This window comes from Mesorhizobium sp. M1403 (assembly GCF_040317695.1).
GTDB lineage: Bacteria > Pseudomonadota > Alphaproteobacteria > Rhizobiales > Rhizobiaceae > Mesorhizobium.
Window position 1 is genome coordinate 83,846 of the sequence record NZ_JAMYKY010000007.1, and the last position, 21,192, is coordinate 105,037.

Consider the following 21,192-nt stretch of genomic DNA (forward strand, 5'->3'; position numbering starts at 1 on the left):
TGATAGGCTTCTCATCGGGATATTGGATGCATCGGCCGACAAAAGGTTCCCGACCGATCCGCCGGCCAGCCTCGATCCGCATCAAGCGCCGGCAGAAGCTATTCTATCGCTTCCGCCACGCCGGCGTCTCTATTTTGTAGACGCCGCTTCATCGGCTGATCGGTCGCCATGACACCGCTCAGGATCGCAGTGTTTCCAGGCTGTTACGCCGATTTCCTGACTCGGTCTGGAAAGGTGCTGGCTCAGGCCTCTGCGGCCGCCGCCAGCCCGCGCGCCAGGTCGGTCTTCAAATCCTCGACATCCTCGAGCCCGATCTGCAGGCGCACCAGCGGCCCGTCATACGGGCCCTTGGCGACGGTGCGGTCACCCAGGAATACCGGCACGGCAAGGCTCTCATAGCCACCCCAGGAATAGCCGAGTCCGAAAAACCCCAACGCGTCGAGGAAGGCGTGCTGCTGCTTCTGTCCGCCGCCTGCAAGGACGATAGAGAAGATGCCGCTCGATCCGCAAAAATCGCGCTTCCACAAAACGTGGTCGGGATGGCTGGGCAGCCCCGGATGCAGCACCTGCGCCACGCCCGGCTGGCCCTCCAGCCAGCCGGCGAGGGCAAGCGCGCTCTTTTGATGGTGCTCCAGCCGCACGCCCATAGTGCGCAGGCCGCGCAGCACCTGGTAGACGTCGTCCGGCCCGGCGCAGCATCCCATCGTGTTGAACGTCTCGCAAAGCTGCTTCCAGCAGGCTGCGTTGGCCGAGACCGTGCCGAGCAGCACGTCGGAATGGCCGGCCGGGTATTTCGTCGCCGCATGGATCGAGATGTCGACGCCATGGTCGAGCGGGCGAAAGTAGAGCGGCGTCGCCCATGTGTTGTCCATCATGACGATGGCGCCGGCGGCATGCGCTGCCTTGGCGATGGCCGGTATGTCCTGCACCTCGAAAGTGTTGGAGGCCGGCGATTCGGTGAACACCACCCTGGTGTTGGGCTTGATCAGCGCCGCGATGCCGGCGCCGATGCGCGGTTCGTAATACTCGACCTCGATGCCCAGCCGCTTCAGCATCGTGTCGGCGAAATTGCGGGTCGGGTGATAGACGGAATCGACGATCAGCAGATGATCGCCGGCCGACAGGAAGGCGAGCAGCGGCAGCGTCACCGCCGCCAGGCCCGATGGAACCGCAACCGTGCCCGCAGAGCCTTCCAGCGCATCGATCGCGCTGTTCAGCGCATCGGTGGTCGGCGTGCCCCGCGTTCCGTAGGTGTATTTCTGGCTGCGTGAAGCCATCGCCGCCGCGTTGGGATAAAGCACGGTCGAGGCATGCACCACCGGCGGGTTGACGAAGCCGAAATAGTCATGCGGGTTGTTGCCGGAATGGGCGAGCCGCGTGTTGATGCCCATCTCGCTACCGTCTTTTGCCATTGCATTTCGTCCCGTGAGTAGGTCGTTAGCCATAGTGCGGCGGCATTGGCCGCGCAACCGCACCGCACTCGCCAGGCAAAGGTCTTGAATATGCCAATTCAGCAATGCGCCGTAGATCCGCAGGGCGCCCGGCGCGGTCGGGAAGCCGCGGTCGGGAAGGCGCGATCGGATTTTGCCGGCTTTATTGGCGCGTTGACCGATTTGCGGGCGCGTTTGTCTGCGATTCAGGCATTTCAGCCGGTTGGTTTTCAAAGTCTTTCGGATTTGGTCATTTCCCTTGACCTCACAGGAATAATCGCCTTCGATGTTGTTCGTGAATGGGAGACAGCGCGTCGGTTACGATGCGGGATTCCGGTAATGGGCCGGGATACGAAGCTGCGTTCACACGGGAAAAAGTCAGGTTCGCCTGGAAAAAACAGAAAAGGGTCTGTGGGTCATGAAACACATTGCAATCGGCGTTTTGGGCGCCGCCGCGCTTGGATTCGCGGCTTCGGCCGCATCCGCGAGCACGCTCGACGACGTCAAGGCGAAAGGCTTCATCCAGTGCGGCACCAACACAGGTCTTGCTGGCTTCGCTGCGCCTGACGACAAGGGTGAATGGAAAGGCATCGATGTGGATTTCTGCCGCGCCGTGGCGGCCGCCGTCTTCGGCGATGGCACCAAAGTCAAGTTCACGCCGCTCAGCGCCAAGGAGCGGTTCACCGCGCTGCAGTCGGGCGAGGTCGACATCCTGTCGCGCAACACCACCTGGACCATCAACCGCGATACGGCACTTGGCCTGAACTTCGTCGGCGTCACCTATTATGACGGTCAGGGCTTCATGATCAACGCCAAGAAACTGCCGGGCGTCAATTCGGCGCTGCAGCTTTCGGGCGCGGCGGTCTGTGTGCAGAGCGGCACCACGACCGAGCTCAATCTCGCCGACTACTTCAAGGCGAACAAGATGGAGTACAACCCCGTCGTCTTCGAAAAGCTGGATGAGGTCAACGCCGCCTATGACGCCGGCCGCTGCGACGTCTACACCACCGACCAGTCGGGTCTCTACGGCATCCGCCTGACGCTCAGCGCGCCGGCCGACCATGTCGTGCTGCCCGAGATCATCTCCAAGGAACCGCTCGGCCCGGCCGTGCGCCAGGGTGACGACCAGTGGTACCACATCGTCAAGTGGACCTACTTTGCGCTGTTGCAGGCCGAGGAACTGGGCATCACCCAGGCCAATGTCGACGAGATGAAGAACTCGGACAATCCTGAGATCAAGCGCGTGCTCGGCCAGGAAGCCGACACCAAGATCGGCACCGATCTCGGCGTCTCCAACGACTGGGTCGTCAACATCGTCAAGGCAGTTGGCAACTACGGCGAAATGTTCGAACGCAATGTCGGTTCGGGCAGCCCGCTGAAGATCGCGCGCGGCATCAACGCGTTGTGGACCAAGGGCGGCCTGCAATACGCTCCGCCGATCCGCTGATCGAAATGTGATCCGGAAGGCAGCTTCCTGCCTTCCGGTTTCTCTTTCCAGGGGATGGTCGCCAGAAGGGTGGTGGTTTAATGGCATCGCAGGAAATTCTTCGCGAGGAGCCAAGCCGCGGTTCCTTCATCAATGATCCTCGCGTCCGCGGCATATTCTTTCAAGCACTAGTCCTTGTCCTGCTGGTAGCGGGTGTCTGGTGGGTTACCCACAACGTCATCGCCAATTTGACGCGGCTGCACATCGCTTCCGGCTTCGGCTTTCTCAAGGGCCGCGCCGGCTTCGACATCAGCGAAAGCGCCATCGCTTATTCATCGGATTCGACCTATTTCCGTGCCATCCTGGTTGGCTTTATCAACACCGTGATCGTTGCTGTCGTCGGCATCATCACCGCTACCATCATCGGTTTCATCGTCGGCATCGGCCGGCTGTCGCATAACTGGCTGATCAGGAAGATCTGCACCGTTTATGTCGAGGTGTTCCGCAACATCCCACCGCTGCTGGTCATCTTCTTCTGGTATTCCGGCGTGCTCGCCGTGCTGCCGCCGCCGCGCGACAGCATCAATTTGCCATTCGGCTCCTTTCTCAACCAGCGCGGCTTCTATTTTCCCCGCGCTATGTGGGGCGAGGGATCCTGGCTGATCCTGGTCGCACTGCTCCTCGGCATCGCCATGGCCTGGTTCGTCGCCCGCAAGGCGCGACAGCGGCAGATGGCGACGGGGCAGCCATTCCCGGTGTTCTGGACATCCATAGCGTTGATCGTCGGCCTGCCGCTGCTGGCCTATGCGCTGAGCGGCTTTCCGCTGAGCTTTGAATTTCCAAAGCAGTCGACCTTCAATCTCGTCGGTGGCTTTCAGGTCAGGCCCGAGTTCCTGTCACTCTATCTGGCGTTGTCCTGCTATACGGCCGCCTTTATCGCCGAGATCGTGCGCGCCGGCATCAGGGGCGTCAGCGCAGGCCAGACCGAGGCGGCCGCTGCACTCGGGCTGCGCTCGGGATCGATCCTCAGGCTTGTCGTCGTGCCGCAGGCGATGCGCATCGTTATTCCGCCGCTGACCAGCCAGTACCTCAACCTGACCAAGAATTCCTCGCTCGCCATCGCCATCGGCTATCCGGACCTGACGGCGACGGCTGGCACGGTCTTGAACCAGACCGGGCAGGCAGTCGAAGGCGTGGTGATCATGATGGCGGTGTACCTGGCGCTCAGCCTGATCACGTCGGCGGTCATGAACGTGGTGAACGCCAGGATGGCGCTGGTGGAGAGATAAGGCCATGCAAGAGCACGATATGTCCTGGGTGCGGACGGAGATGGCGCTGGCGCAGCCGGCGCCGTCGAGCGAGCGCGGCCTCGGCGCCTGGGTCCGCAAGAATCTGATCGCGTCGACCGGCGACACCATCCTGACCATCATCGGCATCGTGCTGGTTGCCATGATCCTGCCGCAGATCGTCAGTTGGGCTTTCATCAACGCCCAGTGGACGGGACCGGACCGCACGGTCTGCGCCACCGTGGCGCAGGGCGGCATCCAGCCGGACGGCTGGACCGGCGCCTGCTGGGCCTTCGTCAACGCCAAGTTCGGCCAGTTCATGTTCGGCCGCTATCCCCTGGAAGAGCGTTGGCGCCCGATCCTGGTGGCCATCCTGTTCGTGGCGCTGCTGGTGCCGCTGCTCATGCCGCGCGTATCGCGCAAGGGGCTGAATGCCATTCTTCTCTTTTTTGCACTGCCGGTCGTCGCCTTCGTTCTGCTGCTCGGCGGCATGTTCGGCCTGCCCTATGTCGAAACCCCGCTCTGGGGTGGACTGCTGGTGACACTCAGCCTGTCCTTCGTCGGCATCGCTGTGTCGCTGCCGGTCGGCATCGTGCTGGCGCTCGGCCGGCGCTCGAACATGCCGATCGTCAAGCTGCTGTGCGTGATCTTCATCGAGACGGTACGCGGCATCCCGCTGATTACGGTGCTGTTCTTTGCCAGCGTGATGCTGCCGCTGTTCCTGCCGGCCGGCGTCAGCTTCGACAAGTTCCTGCGCGCGCTGATCGGCGTGTCGCTGTTTGCCGCCGCCTACATGGCCGAAGTGGTGCGCGGCGGCCTGCAGGCGATCCCCAAAGGCCAGTATGAGGGCGCCGATTCGCTCGGCCTCAGCTACTGGCAGAAGATGGGTCTGGTCGTCATGCCGCAGGCGCTGAAGCTGGTCATTCCCGGCATCGTCAACACCTTCATCGGCATGTTCAAGGACACCAGCCTGGTCATCGTCATCTCGATGTTCGACCTCCTCGGCATCGTCAAGCAGAACTTCTCCGACGCCAGCTGGGCGACGCCGCAGACGGCCAGGTCCGGCCTGGTGTTCGCGGCCTTCATCTTCTGGCTGTTCTGCTTCGGCATGTCGCGCTATTCAATGTACACGGAACGCCGTCTCGACACCGGCCACAAACGCTAAAAAGGGGACCTTGTCATGGCCATAGAAAACGCCGTCAGCGCGGAAGAGATCAAGGTCAATGCCGCCAAGATGCATATTTCCACCACCGATGTCGCCATCGACATCATCGCCATGCACAAATGGTACGGCGAATTCCATGTGCTGAAGGACATCAATCTGAAGGTAATGCGAGGCGAGCGCATCGTCATCTGCGGCCCGTCGGGCTCCGGCAAATCGACGATGATCCGCTGCATCAACCGGCTGGAAGAACACCAGAAGGGCAAAATCATCGTCGACGGCAAGGAACTGACCAACGATCTGAAGAAGATCGACGAGGTCCGCCGCGAGGTCGGCATGGTGTTCCAGCACTTCAACCTGTTTCCGCATCTGACCATTCTCGAAAACTGCACGCTGGCGCCGATCTGGGTGCGCAAGATGCCGCGGAAGCAGGCCGAGGAAATCGCCATGCATTTCCTCACGCGTGTCAAGATTCCGGAACAGGCAAACAAATATCCCGGTCAGCTTTCCGGCGGCCAGCAACAGCGCGTGGCTATCGCCCGCTCGCTGTGCATGAACCCGCGCATCATGCTGTTCGACGAGCCGACCTCGGCGCTCGACCCGGAAATGATCAAGGAAGTGCTGGAGACGATGGTCGGGCTCGCCGAGGAGGGCATGACCATGCTCTGCGTCACTCATGAGATGGGCTTTGCGCGGAAAGTCGCCAATCGGGTGATTTTCATGGATCAGGGCCAGATCGTCGAGCAGAACACGCCGGCCGAGTTCTTCGACCACCCGCGCCACGAACGCACGAAACTGTTCCTGTCGCAGATCCTGCACTGATCCTGTACGCCGGTTCGTGACAAGGCCGGCGGACCGGGCTCGCTGCCTTGCTCAGGGCCTTACGCGTATTCGACGAGCGCTGACCGTGCGCGGCGCGAGAAGATAGCAAGCGTGCTTCAGGCCGCTCGAGTGGTCACCTTGCAACCTGGTAACTAAGGCCGGCACGGATCATAAGCGCGCCGGCTGCGTTCATTGCCATTAGGAGTTGTATAACAAGCCGAGTGGGCGCGTGCGGCGGCAGGTCAAGGGCTCATCCTGATGCTCATCCAACCGATCGATTATTTTCTCGTCGTCTGGTTCGCGCTGGCGCTGGCTTCGACGCTTTATGTCGGCTTCGACCAATACCGCAACAATCCCGAGCCGGTGGTGATGAAATGGGGCTTCATCCTGGTCACCCTCTATATGGGGCCGCTCGGCTTGCTGCTCTACGTGCTCGCCGACAAGGAGCCCCGGCCGGGCGAGCATGAACTCTTCACCCGGCCGCTCTGGAAGCAGGGCGTCGGCTCCACCATCCACTGCGTCGCCGGCGATGCCACCGGCATCATTCTTGCCGCCGCCGTCACGGCGGCGCTCGGCCTGCCGATGTGGATCGACCTGATCGTCGAATATCTCGCCGGCTTTGCCTTCGGCCTGTTCATCTTCCAGTCGCTTTTCATGAAATCGATGATGGGCGGCACCTATTGGGAGAACGTGCGCAAGAGCTTTCTGCCCGAGTTCATCTCCATGAACTTCATGATGGCCGGCATGGCGCCGGTCATGAGTTTTCTGATGATGGGCCGCGACATGCGCGCGATGGAACCGACGGAGCTTTTGTTCTGGGGCGTGATGTCGATCGGCGTCATCGCCGGCTTTGCGCTTGCCTACCCCGCCAATGTCTGGCTGGTCGCCCGCGGCTTGAAACATGGGCTGATGACACAGCGCCAACAGGCGGCCGGCACCGACGGTCGAGAGCGGCCCCACCAAGGGCAACACGCGCAGATGCAAATGCAGCAGGCCGACGCCAGCGGCCATCACGGGCAGCACCACGATATGGCTTCCCACAAAGGCAAAGGCGGCGCCGGTCATCACATGGAGACGGATGCCACGACCCCGCAAGTCGCCGCCCTCAGCATGGTCTCCCTGCTGGCCCTCGCCATCGGCATGATCGCGCCGGCGAACTGGCTGAACCTAACCTTGTCGGCGCGCGATGTCGGCGGGGTGATCATGCCGCAAGGCATGATCATGGATCGCGACACGCCCGCCGACGCAATGCGCGACATGGCCGCCACCGATCCGCGCCTCGTGGCCGCCTCTTATGGTCTGACGATAAGGGGTGACCAGGACCTGCCGTTTCGGATGGAGAACGGCACCAAGGTGTTCGCGCTCAGGCCTTCGGTGGTCCGCTGGCAGATCCTGCCGGACGTTGCGGTAGACGCCTATGCCTATAATGGCCAGATTCCCGGCCCGCGAATTCACATTCGCCAGGGCGATCAGGTCAGGATCAACGTCACCAACGGCCTGCCTGAGGAAACGACAGTGCATTGGCATGGCTTGATCCTGCCGAACCAGATGGATGGGCCGGCGGAAATCACGCAGGCGCCGATCGAGCCCGGCCAATCCTATTCATACGAATTCACCGCAACCCAGCACGGAACCTATTTCTATCACCCCCATGCCAAGCCGGACCGGACCCAGGCGCTCGGCCTCTACGGTGCGCTGATCATCGATCCCGCCAATCCCGCCGATGAGGTCGCGGCCGACCATGATTACGTCATCGAGCTTCAGGAATGGCTGGTGCGGGAAGGGCTGACCTACCCGTCGATGCCGATGGACGGCGGCATGCCGAATTTCTTCACCATCAACGGCAAGGCCTATCCCTCGACCGAGACGATTCCGATGAAGGTCGGCGAGACGCTCAAGGTGCGGGTCATCGGCACCAACAACGGCTTCATCCATCCGATGCACATCCATGGCGGACCGTTCGAGGTCGTTGCCCGCGACGGCGAGACGATCCCTGCCTCGGGTCGTTTCCTTGCCGATACAGTCAACGTCGGGCCAGGTCAGCGCTATGACGTGATCTGGAAGGCACAGCGTCCGGGCAAATGGCTGATCCATTGCCACATCCCGCATCACACCACGAACAACAATGTCGAGGAGAAGGGCGGCGGCGGGCTGATGGTCGTGATCGATGTGACATGACCGGCGTCGGCTTGGCTCGTTCCAACCGCTGCACCGGCCCGGACGCCATGCAGTGGCTGAAACCATGTTTTCTCTTAAGCTGATGTGATCTGCCAGACAGCGACGCCGGCAAGGGCGAGACCGGCAGCGCCCTCGATGGCCCGGGAGATGGTTTCGAACAGCCGTGGCTGGCGCGCGAAAAACTGTACAAGCCGTTCCCGAAACACGACCGACAATACCGCGACGCAGGACAGCGTCAGCGCCACGCCGACCATCATGGTGATGGCAAACAGGACGCCCGCTGCCGGAACACCCCTGGAGATCGCGAAAGTCATCGCGAAAAGCGTCAGCGGGCAGGGGATCAGGCCTGCCATCACGCCGACAGCCTCGCCTTCGAGCCTGTGGTGATGGCTGTGGCTCAAAGCGCGCCAGAGCATCCAGACGCCAATGAGGCCGAGCAGCCCACGACTGATATGCTCCAGAAGCGGAGCGCGGCCAACGCTGCCCAATGCTATGGAGACCAGTGGCAGCGAGAGAGCCGCAATCAGAACGGCAATCGTCACATGCGTGAACGATAGCGTGATAGACACGAGCAGGCCGCGCGAGACCTTCGCATCCGAACCGGCAAGATAGGTCGCCAGGACCGCCTTGCTATGACCCGGCGTCAGCGCATGGGCAGCCCCGAACACGACGCCCATCGGCAGGAAGGCCATGAATGCCAGCCAATTGCCTCCGGCCGCAAGCAGCTTGATCTGCTCGCCGAGCGTCAGATAGATCGTGCGCTGAAATTCGACGAGCGTCTGGAACATCGGACGAGACTAGCAGAAAATCGGCGAGCGTCAGTGCATGTGGCCGTGGTCATGCGTGTGCTCGTGAGGGTGCGGATGGTCGTTCTCTCCACGTTCCGTTGAAAACCGGACATTCGCCTCAGCCAGGGCTGGCATATGCTGGGACAGTTCGTCTTTCAGCGCTGCCGCGATCTTGTTCGCCGCCGACAGCGGTAAGGTTTCGTCCGCGGCAATTGCGATGTCGGCGTGCAATCTATGACCGACCCAGCGCGCCTTGGCATCGACAATGTGCGCGCCCGCAACATGCTCGGCGGCATGTCGGATTTCATCCATCACACCGGGTTCGATTCCGTCCAGCATGCGGGTCAGCACCGAACGGGCCGATTGCCACACGATACCGAAGATCGCAATCGTGATCAGCAGGCCGACGATCGGGTCGGCCAAGGAAAAGCCGAGCCAGACGCCGATGGCTCCGATGACCACGGCAAGGCTGGTAAGTCCGTCGGTGCGGGCGTGGTAGCCGTCGGCAATCAGCGCGGCACTGTTGATTTCGCGGCCGACGCGGATACGGAACACGGCAACCGCCTCGTTGCCGAGGAAGCCGACAATGCCCGCCGCCGTCAGCCAGCCGAGATGGGTCACCATTTGTGGATTGATCAGCCTGTCGATGGCTTGGTAGGCGGCGACAACAGCGCTGAACAGGATGATGAGCACGATGATGATGCCGGCCAGATCCTCGACCCGGCCCAAGCCATAGGTAAAGGTCCGCGACGGCTTGCGCCGCGCCAGCACGAACGCAATCCATAGCGGGATTGCCGTGGTCGCATCGCCGATGTTATGGATCGTGTCGGCCAGCAATGCCACGCTCCCCGACAGCACAACCACGACCATCTGCAACGCCGCGGTGATGGCCAGGATTACGAACGACCATTTGATTGCCCAGATGCCCCGGTCGGTGGTGGCAATTGTCGCATCGATGACGCTGTGGGTGTGGCCATGCGAACCGTGACCGCCGTGATGATGTGCCGCTTGCGAGCCGAACCCGAGCCAGTCCAGGATGCGGGCTACGATGGCATTCATAGATACTTCGCCAGCTGCTTGAGTTCCGCCAGCGAGTTGCCGCCGGTTTCCACGCTGTCCGTGAGGCAATGCTCGATGTGATCGTTGATCAGCTCGCGCTTGGCGCTGCTGATGGCCCTTTCGACGGCATGAAGCTGCTGCGCCAGGTCAACGCAAGGGCGATGCGCCTCGATCATCGCCAGCACCGCCGCAAGGTGGCCTTGCGCGCGCTTCAGGCGCTTTATGATGGAAGGATGTGAGGCGTGGAGGTGATCTGACATGCCTCCAGCATATCCTCCCGGGGAGGATACGGGTCAAGCTCTAAGTCAGCTGTGCAATTTCCGGAGAGGCTTCACCTTGAACATTGCTTGGTCTATGCCTTCCCCATGAAGAAGCTTGCCCGTTTTCTTGGCCTGCTGGTCGTTACAGCAGTCCTTGCGGTGGCGCTGGGCACGCTGCTGCCGCGCCCGCTCTGGCCGGCGGCCGCTGCCGATCCGATCGGCGCAAGCCACCGCATCCTGGTGCTGAAAAACCCGATCCACACCGACATCGCCATCCCGGTCGACGACGATGTGCGCCGGCGCTTCCACTTCCTGGTCGATGCCGGCATTCCGGCCGACATGGCGGAGGTCCGCTACATCGTCTTCGGCTGGGGAGGCCGCGCCTTCTATCTCGAGACGCCGACCTGGTCGGAACTGAAGGCAGTGCCGGTGATGAAGGCGCTGACCGTCGATGCTTCGGCGATGCATGTCGACATTTCAGGCGAAATCGCCGAGCCGCATCCCGACGTCGCCGGCTTCGACGTAAGTGAGGAACGCTTTGCGGCGCTGCTCGATTTCATTGCAGCGAGCTTTCAGCAGGGACCGAACGGGGCCATGCCGATCGAGAATGCGGCCTATTCCCGTTTCGATAGTTTCTTCGAAGCCAATGGCCATTTCAACGCGCTGGTCGGCTGCAACACCTGGGCGGCGGCGGCACTGCGCACCGCCGGCCTGCGCACCGGCTGGTGGAACCCGCTGCCGGCCTCGCTCGGCCTGTCGATGCGGCTTTACAATTGACAAGGCGCCGATGACTTAGGACCGCCGAGCGTCCTACGCCCGCCAGCCATAGAGCCAGTCGAGATCAGCGGCGAGCTTTTCGGGTGAGCGCATCGCCAGGAACAGGTTGCGGGCCATCGCCACCGGCCCGGCCGCATGCCAGGCGAGGCGGTTGATGGCGCCCCGGCGGGCGACCTGGGCGACGCGCGGCCGCCGCGCCTGTTCCCAGGCGTCAAGCGCCCCCTCAAGATCGGCTGTGGAGGCCGCAACGAAGCCGGCAAGCGTCGCCGCGTCCTCGATCGCCATCGCCGCGCCCTGAGCGGCAAACGGCGTCATCGCGTGCGCCGCATCGCCGATCAGCGCGATGCCTTCCGGCGTCGTCCACCGCCGCTGCTCGACAATGTGGATCGGCCATGCCGTCCACGGCGCCGCCTCGCTCGCCAGACGGACCAGCGCCGGCGCGGTACCGCGCATGGCGCTGGCGAGGATGGCGGGGTCGGCATGCCCCGACCAGCCCTCGGCGATGCGCTCGCCCTTGGTGAAGGCCGCGAGGTTGAAGACAGTGCCACGGCTGACCGGATAGGCGACCATATGGAAGCCTGGATAGAGGAATGCGGTAACGCAATCGGGCGCACCGATCACCCTGAAGGCTTGTCCGGCGAGGCTGTCCGCGGCCACCGTTGCGCGCCAGGCAAGCTCGCCCGAGAAGCAGCTTCTCCGGAAATCGGCCGCCTTGCGGGCGAGCGTTTCTCGCACCGACGACCAGACGCCATCGGCTCCGACCAGCAGACAGCCAGCCTCGACCGTGTCGCCATCAGCCGATGCAGTGACGGTAACACCTTTCGATCCGGCTGCGATGTCGGTCACTCGCGCGCCGGCGATCAGATCGATACCGGGCTGCTCCGAAACTCGCTGCATCAGCGCTGACTGCAGATCCGCGCGGTGGGCGACGAGATAGGGTGCTCCCCAGCGCGTCTCGGCCGCCGGGCCAAGCGGTACGCGCGCCAGCTCACGCAGCGTGGCGGCATCCTTGAGCACGACCGCCTCCGGCCGCACCGCCGTCGGCAGCAGCCGATCGAGTACGCCGAGTTGTCGAAGAATGCGTGTCGCGTTGGGCGACAGCTGGATGCCGGCGCCGGCAGCCTCGAGGTGCTGCGCCTGTTCGAACAGTTTTATCCGATAGCCGCGCTCGGCGAAGGCCAGTGCCGCGGTCAGCCCGGCAACGCCCGCCCCGGCGATGACCACATGCCGGGACTGCGTTTCTCGCATCAGGCTTGTCGCGGAAGAATCAGGCGGCCTGGTCGATATAGAGGCAGCCCGGCGGCTGCGTTTCCAATGCCTTCAGCTTCGGCGAATAGCGATAGAGCGTCGAGCAATAGGGGCAGACTTTTTCATTGTCGTCGCCCATGTCGAGAAATACATGCGGATGGTCGAAAGGCGGATTGGCGCCGGTGCACATGAATTCCTTGACGCCGATGTCGATTGCCGGATAGCCCGCATCGTTCTGGAAATGGGGAATGGAACCGCCTGCCATCGTCGTCTCCTGATCTTGTCGATTGCATCTGGATCATAACCCGTCTCTTTGCAAGATCGATGAAATGAAACTGTCGCAAAAGCCTGTCAGAGGATAAGTTAAGCCGGTTAAGGCTGGCGCCGACGGCTGGTGTAGGAAGAGCAGGAACCATGAACGAACTGAAGCCGGTGCAAAGCGAATTCATCACCATCGAGGCTGCGAGCCGCGAAGGCGGCAATCCTGACCGCTTCGTCAACCGCGAGTTTTCCTGGCTGCAATTCAACCGGCGCGTGCTCGAGGAATCGCTGAACGCCAATCATCCGCTGCTCGAGCGCGTTCGCTTCCTGTCGATATCGGCCGCCAATCTCGACGAGTTCTTCATGGTCCGCGTCGCCGGTCTTGCCGGCCAGGTGCGCGAGGGTATCGTGCTGAAGAGCCCGGACGGGCGCACCCCCGAGCAGCAGCTCGAACAATTGCTGCGCGAGGTCGAGCGCCTGCAGGAGGACCAGCAGAACAGCCTTTCGGCGCTGATGCTGCAGCTCAACAAGGAAGGCATCGAGAGCATCACCCGCGATGCGCTGACCAAGGACGAGAAGACCTGGCTCGAGGACCATTTCCAGGAGCAGGTGTTTCCGGTCCTGACGCCGCTGTCGATCGACCCAGCGCATCCGTTTCCGTTCATTCCCAATCTCGGTTTCTCGATGGCGCTGCAATTGCGCCACCGCAAGAACGGCGAGGAAATGAGCGCGCTTTTGCGCCTGCCGGTAGCGCTGAGGCGCTTCATCCGCTTGCCGGATCGCAAGCATCACGTCCGCTTCGTTCCGCTCGAAGAGGCGGTCAGTCTCTACATCGGCAAGCTGTTCCCCGGCTATGAGGTCAAGGGCTCCGGCACGTTCCGCATCATCCGCGACAGCGATATCGAGGTCGAGGAAGAATCCGAAGATCTGGTGCGGCTGTTCGAGACGGCGCTGAAGCGTCGCCGCCGCGGCTCGGTCATCCGCATCGAGTTCGACAGGCTGATGCCGTCCGAATTGCGCGACTTCGTCGCCGGCGAGCTTGGCGTCTCGGCCAGCCGCATCAGCGTGCTTACCGGGCCGCTGGCGCTTAGCCAGATCTCGGAGATCGTCGCCGTCGCGCGCGACGATCTGAAGTTCACGCCCTACAATCCGCGCTTCCCCGAGCGCATCCGCGAACATGGTGGCGATTGTTTTGCGGCCATCCGCGAGAAGGACATCATCGTCCATCACCCCTACGAATCCTTCGACGTCGTGGTCCAGTTCCTGCGCCAGGCGATGGCCGATCCGGAAGTGGTGGCGATCAAGCAGACGCTCTACCGCACCTCCAACGACAGCCCGATCGTACGCGCTCTGGTCGACGCCGCCGAGGCCGGCAAGTCGGTGACGGCGCTGGTCGAGCTCAAGGCGCGTTTCGACGAGGAGGCCAACATCCGTTGGGCGCGCGACCTCGAGCGCGCCGGGGTCCAGGTCGTCTTCGGCTTCCTCGAGCTGAAGACCCACGCGAAAATGTCGCTGGTGGTGCGGCGCGAGGACGGCAGGCTACGCAATTACGTGCATCTCGGCACCGGCAACTACCATCCGGTCACCGCCCGCATCTACACCGACCTGTCCTTCTTCACCACCGACCCGACGATCGCGCGCGATGTTGCGCAATTGTTCAATTTCATCACCGGCTATGCCGAGCCGGCCGAGCAGATGCGGCTGGCCATCTCGCCGTTCACGCTGCGCAACCGCATCCTCAAGCATATTTCGGACGAGATCGGCCACGCGCTGGACGGCAGGCCGGCTCGCATCTGGATGAAGATGAATGCGCTGGTCGATCCGATCATCATCGATGCGCTTTATGACGCCAGCCGCGCCGGCGTCGAGATCGATCTAGTCGTGCGCGGCATCTGCTGCCTGAGGCCGCAGGTGCCGGGCCTGTCGGAGAATATAAGGGTGAAGTCGATCGTCGGCCGTTTCCTCGAGCACAGCCGCATCTACTGCTTCGGCAACGGCCACGGCCTGCCATCGGACGGGGCGATCGTCTACATCTCCTCGGCCGATCTAATGCCGCGCAATCTCGACCGCCGCGTCGAGACCATGGTGCCGATCACCAATCCAACTGTGCATGAGCAGGTGATCGGCCAGATCATGCTCGGCAACATCATGGACAACCAGCAAAGTTTCGACGTATTGGCTGACGGAACCTCCCGGCGCGTCGTGCTGGAGGAGGGCGAGGAACCGTTCAACGCGCAGGAATATTTCATGACCAATCCGAGCCTGTCCGGACGGGGCGATGCGTTGAAGTCGCATGCGCCCAAGCGCATCGCGCAGTTCAAGCGCCGCAAGAAACAGAACGCAGCGACGGGCTGATGATTTCAGCGTCCCAGGGCCGGCTTCAGGACCGCCGACCGCTGTCCATCATCGATATCGGGTCGAACTCGATCCGTCTTGTCATCTATGAGGGGCTGGCGCGTTCGCCGACCTTGCTGTTCAACGAAAAGATGCTGGCCGGCCTCGGCCGCGGCATCGTTTCGACCGGAAAGCTCGATCCCGAGGCGGTGACGCGCTCGATGGAAGAGTTCCGCCGCTTCCGCGCGCTCTCCGACCAGGCCGGTGCCGAGCGCATGTATGTGCTGGCGACCGCCGCCGCCCGCGAGGCGGTCAACGGCCCCGACTTCATCCACCGCGCCGAGGATGTACTCAAGACCGAGATCCAGGTGCTGAGTGGCCGCGAGGAAGCCCATTATTCGGCGCTCGGCGTCATCTCCGGTTTCCATCCGGCCAACGGCATCGCCGGCGATCTTGGCGGCGGCAGCCTAGAACTGATCGACATCGATGGTGAGACGATCGGTGACGGCATCACGCTGCCGTTGGGCGGCTTGCGCCTGCAGGACATGGCGAAGAACTCGCTGACCCAGGCGGCAAAGATCACGCGCGAGCAACTGGCGCGGGCGAAATTGCTGAAGGGCGGACAGGGCAGGGCCTTCTACACGGTCGGCGGCACCTGGCGAAACCTCGCCCGTCTGCACATGGAAATGACCAACTACCCGCTCGGCGTCATGCACCACTACGCGATCGGCATCGAAAGCGCCGCGAACTTCCTCCGGCAGGTCGCCAAAGCCGAGATCGATAAGGTCAAGGGCATCGAGGGCGTCTCCAAGAACCGCCGCTCGCTGCTGCCCTACGGCGCCATCGTGCTGCAGGAGATCATGGCGGCGATGCAGCCGTCGAAGATCATCGTGTCGGCGCTGGGCGTGCGCGAGGGCTTTCTCTATTCGCTGCTCGACAAGGCCGAACAGAAAGCCGATCCGCTGATCTCGGCGGCGGAAGAGCTTGCCCGCCTGCGCTCGCGATCGGTCGACCACGCGCATGAGCTTGTCGAATGGACCGGTAAGGCCTTCGCTGCCTTCGGCATCGACGAAACCAGGGATGAGGCGCGCTACCGCCACGCCGCCTGCCTGCTTGCCGATATCGGCTGGCGCGCCCATCCCGAATATCGCGGCAAGCAATCGCTCAACATCATCGCCCACGCCTCGTTCATCGGCGTCGACCATCCCGGCCGCGCCTTCCTGGCGCTTGTCAGCCTGTTTCGCCACGAGGGCGTGTTCAATGAAGCCGCTCCGGAAATCCGCGGGCTGGCGACACCGCGCTATCTCGAACGCGCCCGGGTATTGGCGGCGCTGTTGCGCGTCGTCTATCTGTTGACCGCGGCAATGCCGGGCGTCATGCCGCGGCTGAAATGGGAAAACCGCGGCAATGGCGTGCTGGCGCTGGTGCTGCCGGCAGCGCTGGCCGATCTTTACGGCGAGCGGCCGGCTGGCCGGCTGGCACAGCTGGCAAGAGTCACCAACCGCCGGCTGGTGCTGGCGGTCGAGGGCGGGCCAAGCATGTCTGTGAAGTGAACGGGCGGTCCAAGGCCGGATTTCGGGACGTGGGGTAAACGCAGAGCGAAAAATTCCATGACCATCCCATCGTCATCTCCGTCCGTAGCTGCAGCCGAAGCGCTCGGCTTCGATCCAGCGATCCACCGCAAGCTGCTTGCCGGGCTCGAGTCCGGCCTGTTGCGCGACCTGCACATCGTTCTCGCTGCCCGCTCCGAGAAGGTCTTCCTGGAGCACTATGCCGAGGGCAGGGACGAAGAATGGGGGCGCCCGATCGGGCAGATCGCCTTTGACGCCGGCACGCTGCACGATCTGCGCTCGGTAACGAAGAGCATCGTCAGCCTGCTTTACGGCATTGCCCTCGACACGGGACTGGTGTCGCCACCCGATGCGCCGCTCTTCGCGCTGTTTCCCGAATACGCCGATCTCGCCGCCGATCCCGCGCGTGAGAAGATCACGATCGGCCATGCGCTGACGATGACGCTCGGCATGGAGTGGGACGAAAACCGTCCCTATAGCGATCCGCAGAACAGCGAGATCGCGATGGAGAACGCGCCCGATCGTTATCGCTTCATCCTTGAGCGGCCGATCATCGCCGACCCTGGGAGCCGCTGGATCTATTCCGGCGGCAGCGTCGCGCTGGTTGGCGCGATCATTGAAAGAGGCTGCGGCAAATCCCTGCCGGATTTCGCGCGCGAGGCGCTTTTCGCGCCGCTTGGCATCGAGCGCTTTCACTGGTCGGCTGGTGGTGACGGCGTCGCCTCCGCAGCGTCCGGCCTCAGGCTGGCGGCCCCTGATCTTTTGAAGATCGGCCAACTCCTTCTTCGCAAGGGTCTGTGGAATGGAGAGAGGATCGCGTCGGAAGGCTGGATAAACGCGTCGTTAACAGCCACAATCTCGACGCCGGACGGCCTTGGTTATGGCCGGTTGTGGTTCACCGGCGACGCGCCGGCGCCAGCATTCGCCGCCCCGAAATCATGGTATGGGGGTTTCGGCAATGGCGGACAGCGGCTCTGGCTGATGCCCGAGGCCGACATCGCCGCCGTGATCTATGCAGGCAAGTACAACGCCCAGGATGCCTGGGTGACGCCGACCCGCGTCTGGCGCGAGATCATTCTGGCCAATTTCCTGAACGCCTGATGATCTGTGCTGACGCCAGTCTTTCAGGTCGCTTCGGCACCGACGCCGATGCCACGCCCGTCGGCCGACCAGGCGCCCGCACCAGCCATTGCCAGCGCCAGAAAACCACCTGCTATGGCAATGTCCTTCATCAGCATCTGTGAATGCAGGAAGGTCAGCGTCGGATCGTCGCCGCCTTGGCCGTAATGACCGATGAAGGCGGTCGCGATGCAGAAGGCGGCGAGCAGCAGCGCCACGATCGGCGTCTTGAAGCCGACGAGGATGAGCAGCCCGGCGATCAGCTCGAACAGCCCCGTGCCCCAGGCAGCGAGTGTTGGCAGCGGCAGTCCGAGACCGGCGAAATAGCTAGATGTGCCGGCGATGTCGGCAAGCGCATGGAAGCCGGACGGCACGAACAGTGCGGCGAGCAGCAGCCGGGACAGCAAGAGCAGCGCATTGCGGGGCATGATTCACCTCCGTTATCAGCGGCCGTTTTGGCCCAGCGCCCGATCTTAGCAGAGTTCCGGCCAGCAGATCGACCGACGCATTCCGACAACGAAAAAGGGGCACGGAAAATTCCGCGCCCCTTTTGTCTAGGCAATGCTGGGCCGCTTCAGCCGCGCTTGGCGTCGATCGAATACGCGCCGGCACCCGAGGAGGCGAGCACGAGGAAGCCGCCGGCAATGCCGAGGTTCTTCATGAAATTGATCATCTGCATCTGATCGGCCCAGCCGGTGTGGGCGACCAGCGCGGTGGCGACGGTGAAGATCGCCATCACCCAGCCGACGATCCGGGTCTGGAAGCCGACGAGGATGGCGAGGCCGCCAAGCAGTTCGATGAGGCCAACGACAATGGCGGTCACCATCGGCAGCGGCAGGCCAAGGCTGCCGAAATAGCCGGCCGTACCGGCAATCGCCGTCAGCTTGCCGAAGCCGGAAAGCAGGAAGATGACCGAAAGCAGGATGCGGCCGAGCAGGATCGTGCCCGAGGCGCCGGAGGCGGTGCCGGACCCGGCAAACGAAGTGTTGGTGGACGTGTTGGTGGACATGCGTAACTCTCCAGAAGGGTTTGGCCAAACGACTTGGGATAGCCGTCCAGTTAGCGCATGCCGACTGTTCACCAAAGACGTCAGATTGGTTACGGATTGTTCACCGAGGTAACGTTTTCGCGATCAACTTACCCCGGGTGCGTCATGTCCTCCGGCCGCACCAGCCGCTCATAATCGGCTTCGCTGACCAGCCCGGTCGCCAGCGCTTCCTCGCGCAGCGTCGTGCCGTTCTTGTGCGCCGCCTTGGCGATCTTGGCGGAGTTGTCGTAGCCGATCGTCGGCGCCAGCGCCGTCACCAGCATCAGCGAACGGTCGAGCGCTGCCTTGATGTTGTCTTCGCGGGCCTCGATGCCGACGACGCAATTGTCGGTAAACGACACCGAAGCGTCGGCCAGCAGCTGTACCGATTGCAGGAAACAATAGGCCATCAGCGGATTGTAGACGTTGAGCTCGAAATGGCCTTGGCTGCCGGCGAAGCTGATCGCCGCATTGTTGCCGAACACCTGCACGCAAACCTGTGTCATCGCCTCGCATTGTGTCGGATTGACCTTGCCCGGCATGATCGAAGAGCCCGGTTCGTTTTCCGGCAGCGACAATTCGCCGAGGCCCGAACGCGGGCCGGAGCCAAGCAGGCGGATATCGTTGGCGATCTTGAACAGCGCTGCCGCGCAGGCATTGATGGCGCCGTGCGAGAAGACCATGGAATCATGGGCGGCCAGCGCCTCGAACTTGTTCGGCGCCGTGACGAAATCGATGCCGGTGATCGCGGCGATACGTGCCGCCACCTTTTCGGCAAAACCGACCGGCGCGTTGAGGCCGGTGCCGACCGCGGTGCCGCCCTGTGCCAATTCCTGCAGACCTGGCAGGGTCATCTCGATGCGCTTGATCGACGAGGCGACCTGCGCCGCATAGCCGGAGAACTCCTGGCCGAGCGTCAGCGGCGTCGCGTCCTGGGTGTGGGTGCGGCCGATCTTGACGATGTGGGCGAAAGCCCTGGTCTTGGCCTCGAGTGCCGCATGCAAATGTCTCAGCGCCGGCAGCAGGTCGTGGATGATGCGCTCGGCGCAGGCGATGTGCATGGCCGTCGGATAGGTGTCGTTCGACGACTGGCTCATATTGACGTGGTCGTTTGGGTGCACCGGCTTCTTCGAGCCCATGATGCCGCCCAAAAGCTCGATCGCCCGGTTGGAGATCACCTCATTGGCGTTCATGTTGGACTGGGTGCCCGAGCCGGTCTGCCAGACGACCAGCGGGAAATGCTCGTTGAGCTTGCCGTCGATGACCTCCTGGGAGGCTTCGATGATGGCCTTGCCGATCGCCGGATCGAGTCGCTTCAGCTCCATATTGGCTTCGGCGGCGGCCCGCTTGACGATGCCCAGCGCCCGCACGATCGACGCCGGCTGTTTCTCCCAGCCGATCTTGAAATTGGCAAGTGAACGCTGCGCCTGCGCGCCCCAGTAACGGTCGGCGGCGACCTCGATGGGACCGAACGTGTCGGTTTCGGTTCTGGTCTCTGGCGCGCTCACGAAGTCTCTCCGGGTTGCAAATTTGCAAACGGCGTATCGCGTTGCACAAATGCCTTCAAGCGGAGATTGCGGACGATGGGGATGCAAATCGGTTGAAGCAGCGCCTTTTCCTTCTCTCGCAAGGGGAGAAGGAAGAGCGCGCGCTCCTCACCCCGCCGTGTACCCTCCATCCACTGCAAAGATGCCGCCGCTGGTCCACGCCGCTTCGTCGCTAGCGAGATAGACCGCGATGCCGGCAAGGTCGCTGGTTCGGCCGATGCGGCCGAGCGGGTAGCTGCGCTCGACATAGGCCTTGAGCTCGGCCTGCGCGGCTTCCGGCAGGTTTTCGATCGACCTGCGCCGCATCGCTGTGTCGACCGTGCCAGGCGCGATGGCGTTGACTCTTATGCCGCGCGGCCCGAGCTCGAAGGCGAGAGACTTGGTCAGCGAATTGAGCGCGCCCTTCGACAGCGAATAGAGGCTGGACGGCCGCTTCGGGATCATCTTGTGCGCAAAATAGGACGAGATGTTGATCACCGATGCCCCGCCCGGCGCGAGATGCGGCAACAGTCGCTGGGTGAGGAAGAATACGGCCGTGACGTTGAGCGCGAACGATTGCTGGAACTGGTCCTCGCTGACGGTTTCGAACGGTACCAGGAACGCCACGCCGGCATTGTTGACGAGGATATCGAGAGGTGGGCCGCGCCTGACATGCTCGACCACGGCATCAATGCCGGCGCTGGCCGACAGGTCAGCTGACAGCGTTTCGACATTATCCCCGAGCTGCTTGCGGGCGGCGTCGAGTTTTTTGCCGTCGCGGCCGACGATCAGCACGCCAGCGCCTTCGCGCAAGAAAGCCTCGGCGATTGCCAGCCCGATCCCGTCCGAGCCGCCGGTGACCAGTGCCCGTTTGCCGCCTAGTCTCATCCAGCACTCCCGCGCATTGCCGTCTTGTCT

Annotated in this window: 19 protein-coding genes; 9 read left to right on the forward strand and 10 right to left on the reverse strand. The window is 62.9% G+C overall.

The window, feature by feature from the left end:
* Window positions 1-242 precede the first annotated feature (242 nt).
* The gene (locus NKH01_RS14615) at window positions 243-1,412 is read right to left on the reverse strand and encodes a cystathionine beta-lyase (RefSeq protein ID WP_353020743.1); all 1,170 of its coding nucleotides are present in this window, start codon (window positions 1,410-1,412) and stop codon (window positions 243-245) included.
* Between the two features lie 436 nt (window positions 1,413-1,848).
* Between NKH01_RS14615 and NKH01_RS14620 the strand changes: the two genes are divergently transcribed.
* From NKH01_RS14620 to NKH01_RS14640, 5 genes are all read left to right on the forward strand, one after another.
* Window positions 1,849-2,877 (forward strand): amino acid ABC transporter substrate-binding protein, encoded by a 1,029-nt coding sequence (locus NKH01_RS14620; RefSeq protein ID WP_353020744.1) that lies wholly within the window; start codon window positions 1,849-1,851, stop codon window positions 2,875-2,877.
* Window positions 2,878-2,957: 80 nt separating this feature from the next.
* On the forward strand, window positions 2,958-4,145 hold the full coding sequence (locus NKH01_RS14625) for an amino acid ABC transporter permease (protein WP_023719748.1): 1,188 nt from the start codon (window positions 2,958-2,960) through the stop codon (window positions 4,143-4,145).
* Between the two features lie 4 nt (window positions 4,146-4,149).
* Window positions 4,150-5,307: an amino acid ABC transporter permease gene (locus tag NKH01_RS14630; protein WP_353020746.1), complete on the forward strand. Its 1,158-nt coding sequence runs from the start codon at window positions 4,150-4,152 to the stop codon at window positions 5,305-5,307.
* 69 nt (window positions 5,308-5,376) lie between these two features.
* The gene (locus NKH01_RS14635) at window positions 5,377-6,126 is read left to right on the forward strand and encodes an amino acid ABC transporter ATP-binding protein (protein WP_031194215.1); all 750 of its coding nucleotides are present in this window, start codon (window positions 5,377-5,379) and stop codon (window positions 6,124-6,126) included.
* A 258-nt stretch (window positions 6,127-6,384) separates the two neighbouring features.
* A complete protein-coding gene (locus tag NKH01_RS14640) occupies window positions 6,385-8,304 on the forward strand; it encodes a multicopper oxidase domain-containing protein (RefSeq protein WP_353020747.1) in 1,920 nt (639 codons plus the stop codon).
* Between the two features lie 74 nt (window positions 8,305-8,378).
* On the opposite strand, the gene NKH01_RS14645 is transcribed toward NKH01_RS14640, so the two are convergent.
* Genes NKH01_RS14645 through NKH01_RS14655 form a run of 3 tightly spaced genes read right to left on the reverse strand, consistent with a single transcriptional unit; the run spans window position 8,379 to window position 10,411 of the window.
* Window positions 8,379-9,092 (reverse strand): HoxN/HupN/NixA family nickel/cobalt transporter, encoded by a 714-nt coding sequence (locus NKH01_RS14645; protein WP_353020749.1) that lies wholly within the window; start codon window positions 9,090-9,092, stop codon window positions 8,379-8,381.
* A gap of 30 nt (window positions 9,093-9,122) precedes the next feature.
* Window positions 9,123-10,151, reverse strand: coding sequence for a cation diffusion facilitator family transporter (locus tag NKH01_RS14650; protein WP_502912625.1), 1,029 nt, complete (start codon window positions 10,149-10,151; stop codon window positions 9,123-9,125).
* Entirely contained in the window at window positions 10,148-10,411 is a 264-nt protein-coding gene (locus NKH01_RS14655) for a metal-sensing transcriptional repressor (RefSeq protein WP_023719742.1), read from the reverse strand. Before NKH01_RS14655 ends, NKH01_RS14650 begins: the two co-directional genes overlap by 4 nt.
* A 105-nt stretch (window positions 10,412-10,516) precedes the next feature.
* On the opposite strand from NKH01_RS14655, the gene NKH01_RS14660 reads away from it, so the two are divergent.
* Window positions 10,517-11,188 carry a TIGR02117 family protein gene (locus NKH01_RS14660; protein WP_353020751.1) on the forward strand — a complete coding sequence of 224 codons (672 nt, stop codon included), beginning with the start codon at window positions 10,517-10,519 and terminating at the stop codon, window positions 11,186-11,188.
* A gap of 33 nt (window positions 11,189-11,221) precedes the next feature.
* Here NKH01_RS14660 and NKH01_RS14665 read toward each other — a convergent pair whose 3' ends face one another.
* Both NKH01_RS14665 and NKH01_RS14670 read right to left on the reverse strand, forming a co-directional pair.
* Window positions 11,222-12,436, reverse strand: a complete 1,215-nt coding sequence (locus tag NKH01_RS14665) for an FAD-dependent monooxygenase (RefSeq protein ID WP_352814892.1) — start codon at window positions 12,434-12,436, stop codon at window positions 11,222-11,224.
* 19 nt (window positions 12,437-12,455) lie between these two features.
* Window positions 12,456-12,701 carry a zinc-finger domain-containing protein gene (locus NKH01_RS14670; protein ID WP_254820632.1) on the reverse strand — a complete coding sequence of 82 codons (246 nt, stop codon included), beginning with the start codon at window positions 12,699-12,701 and terminating at the stop codon, window positions 12,456-12,458.
* A gap of 149 nt (window positions 12,702-12,850) precedes the next feature.
* On the opposite strand from NKH01_RS14670, the gene NKH01_RS14675 reads away from it, so the two are divergent.
* From NKH01_RS14675 to NKH01_RS14685, 3 genes are read left to right on the forward strand one after another with little or no spacing between them, the layout of a single operon-like run.
* Window positions 12,851-15,052, forward strand: coding sequence for an RNA degradosome polyphosphate kinase (locus tag NKH01_RS14675; protein ID WP_353020754.1), 2,202 nt, complete (start codon window positions 12,851-12,853; stop codon window positions 15,050-15,052).
* Window positions 15,052-16,584, forward strand: coding sequence for an exopolyphosphatase (gene ppx / locus NKH01_RS14680; protein WP_353020756.1), 1,533 nt, complete (start codon window positions 15,052-15,054; stop codon window positions 16,582-16,584). Before NKH01_RS14675 ends, ppx begins: the two co-directional genes overlap by 1 nt.
* A 57-nt stretch (window positions 16,585-16,641) precedes the next feature.
* Entirely contained in the window at window positions 16,642-17,703 is a 1,062-nt protein-coding gene (locus NKH01_RS14685; protein WP_353020757.1) for a serine hydrolase domain-containing protein, read from the forward strand.
* Window positions 17,704-17,726: 23 nt separating this feature from the next.
* On the opposite strand, the gene NKH01_RS14690 is transcribed toward NKH01_RS14685, so the two are convergent.
* The 4 genes from NKH01_RS14690 to NKH01_RS14705 form a co-directional block, all read right to left on the reverse strand.
* A complete protein-coding gene (locus tag NKH01_RS14690; RefSeq protein WP_023722730.1) occupies window positions 17,727-18,149 on the reverse strand; it encodes a DoxX family protein in 423 nt (140 codons plus the stop codon).
* A 146-nt stretch (window positions 18,150-18,295) separates the two neighbouring features.
* Window positions 18,296-18,730, reverse strand: coding sequence for a DoxX family protein (locus NKH01_RS14695; RefSeq protein WP_023722731.1), 435 nt, complete (start codon window positions 18,728-18,730; stop codon window positions 18,296-18,298).
* 128 nt (window positions 18,731-18,858) lie between these two features.
* Window positions 18,859-20,256, reverse strand: coding sequence for a class II fumarate hydratase (gene fumC / locus NKH01_RS14700; protein WP_353020759.1), 1,398 nt, complete (start codon window positions 20,254-20,256; stop codon window positions 18,859-18,861).
* A 147-nt stretch (window positions 20,257-20,403) separates the two neighbouring features.
* A complete protein-coding gene (locus tag NKH01_RS14705; RefSeq protein ID WP_353020762.1) occupies window positions 20,404-21,162 on the reverse strand; it encodes an SDR family NAD(P)-dependent oxidoreductase in 759 nt (252 codons plus the stop codon).
* Between the last annotated feature and the right edge of the window lie 30 nt (window positions 21,163-21,192).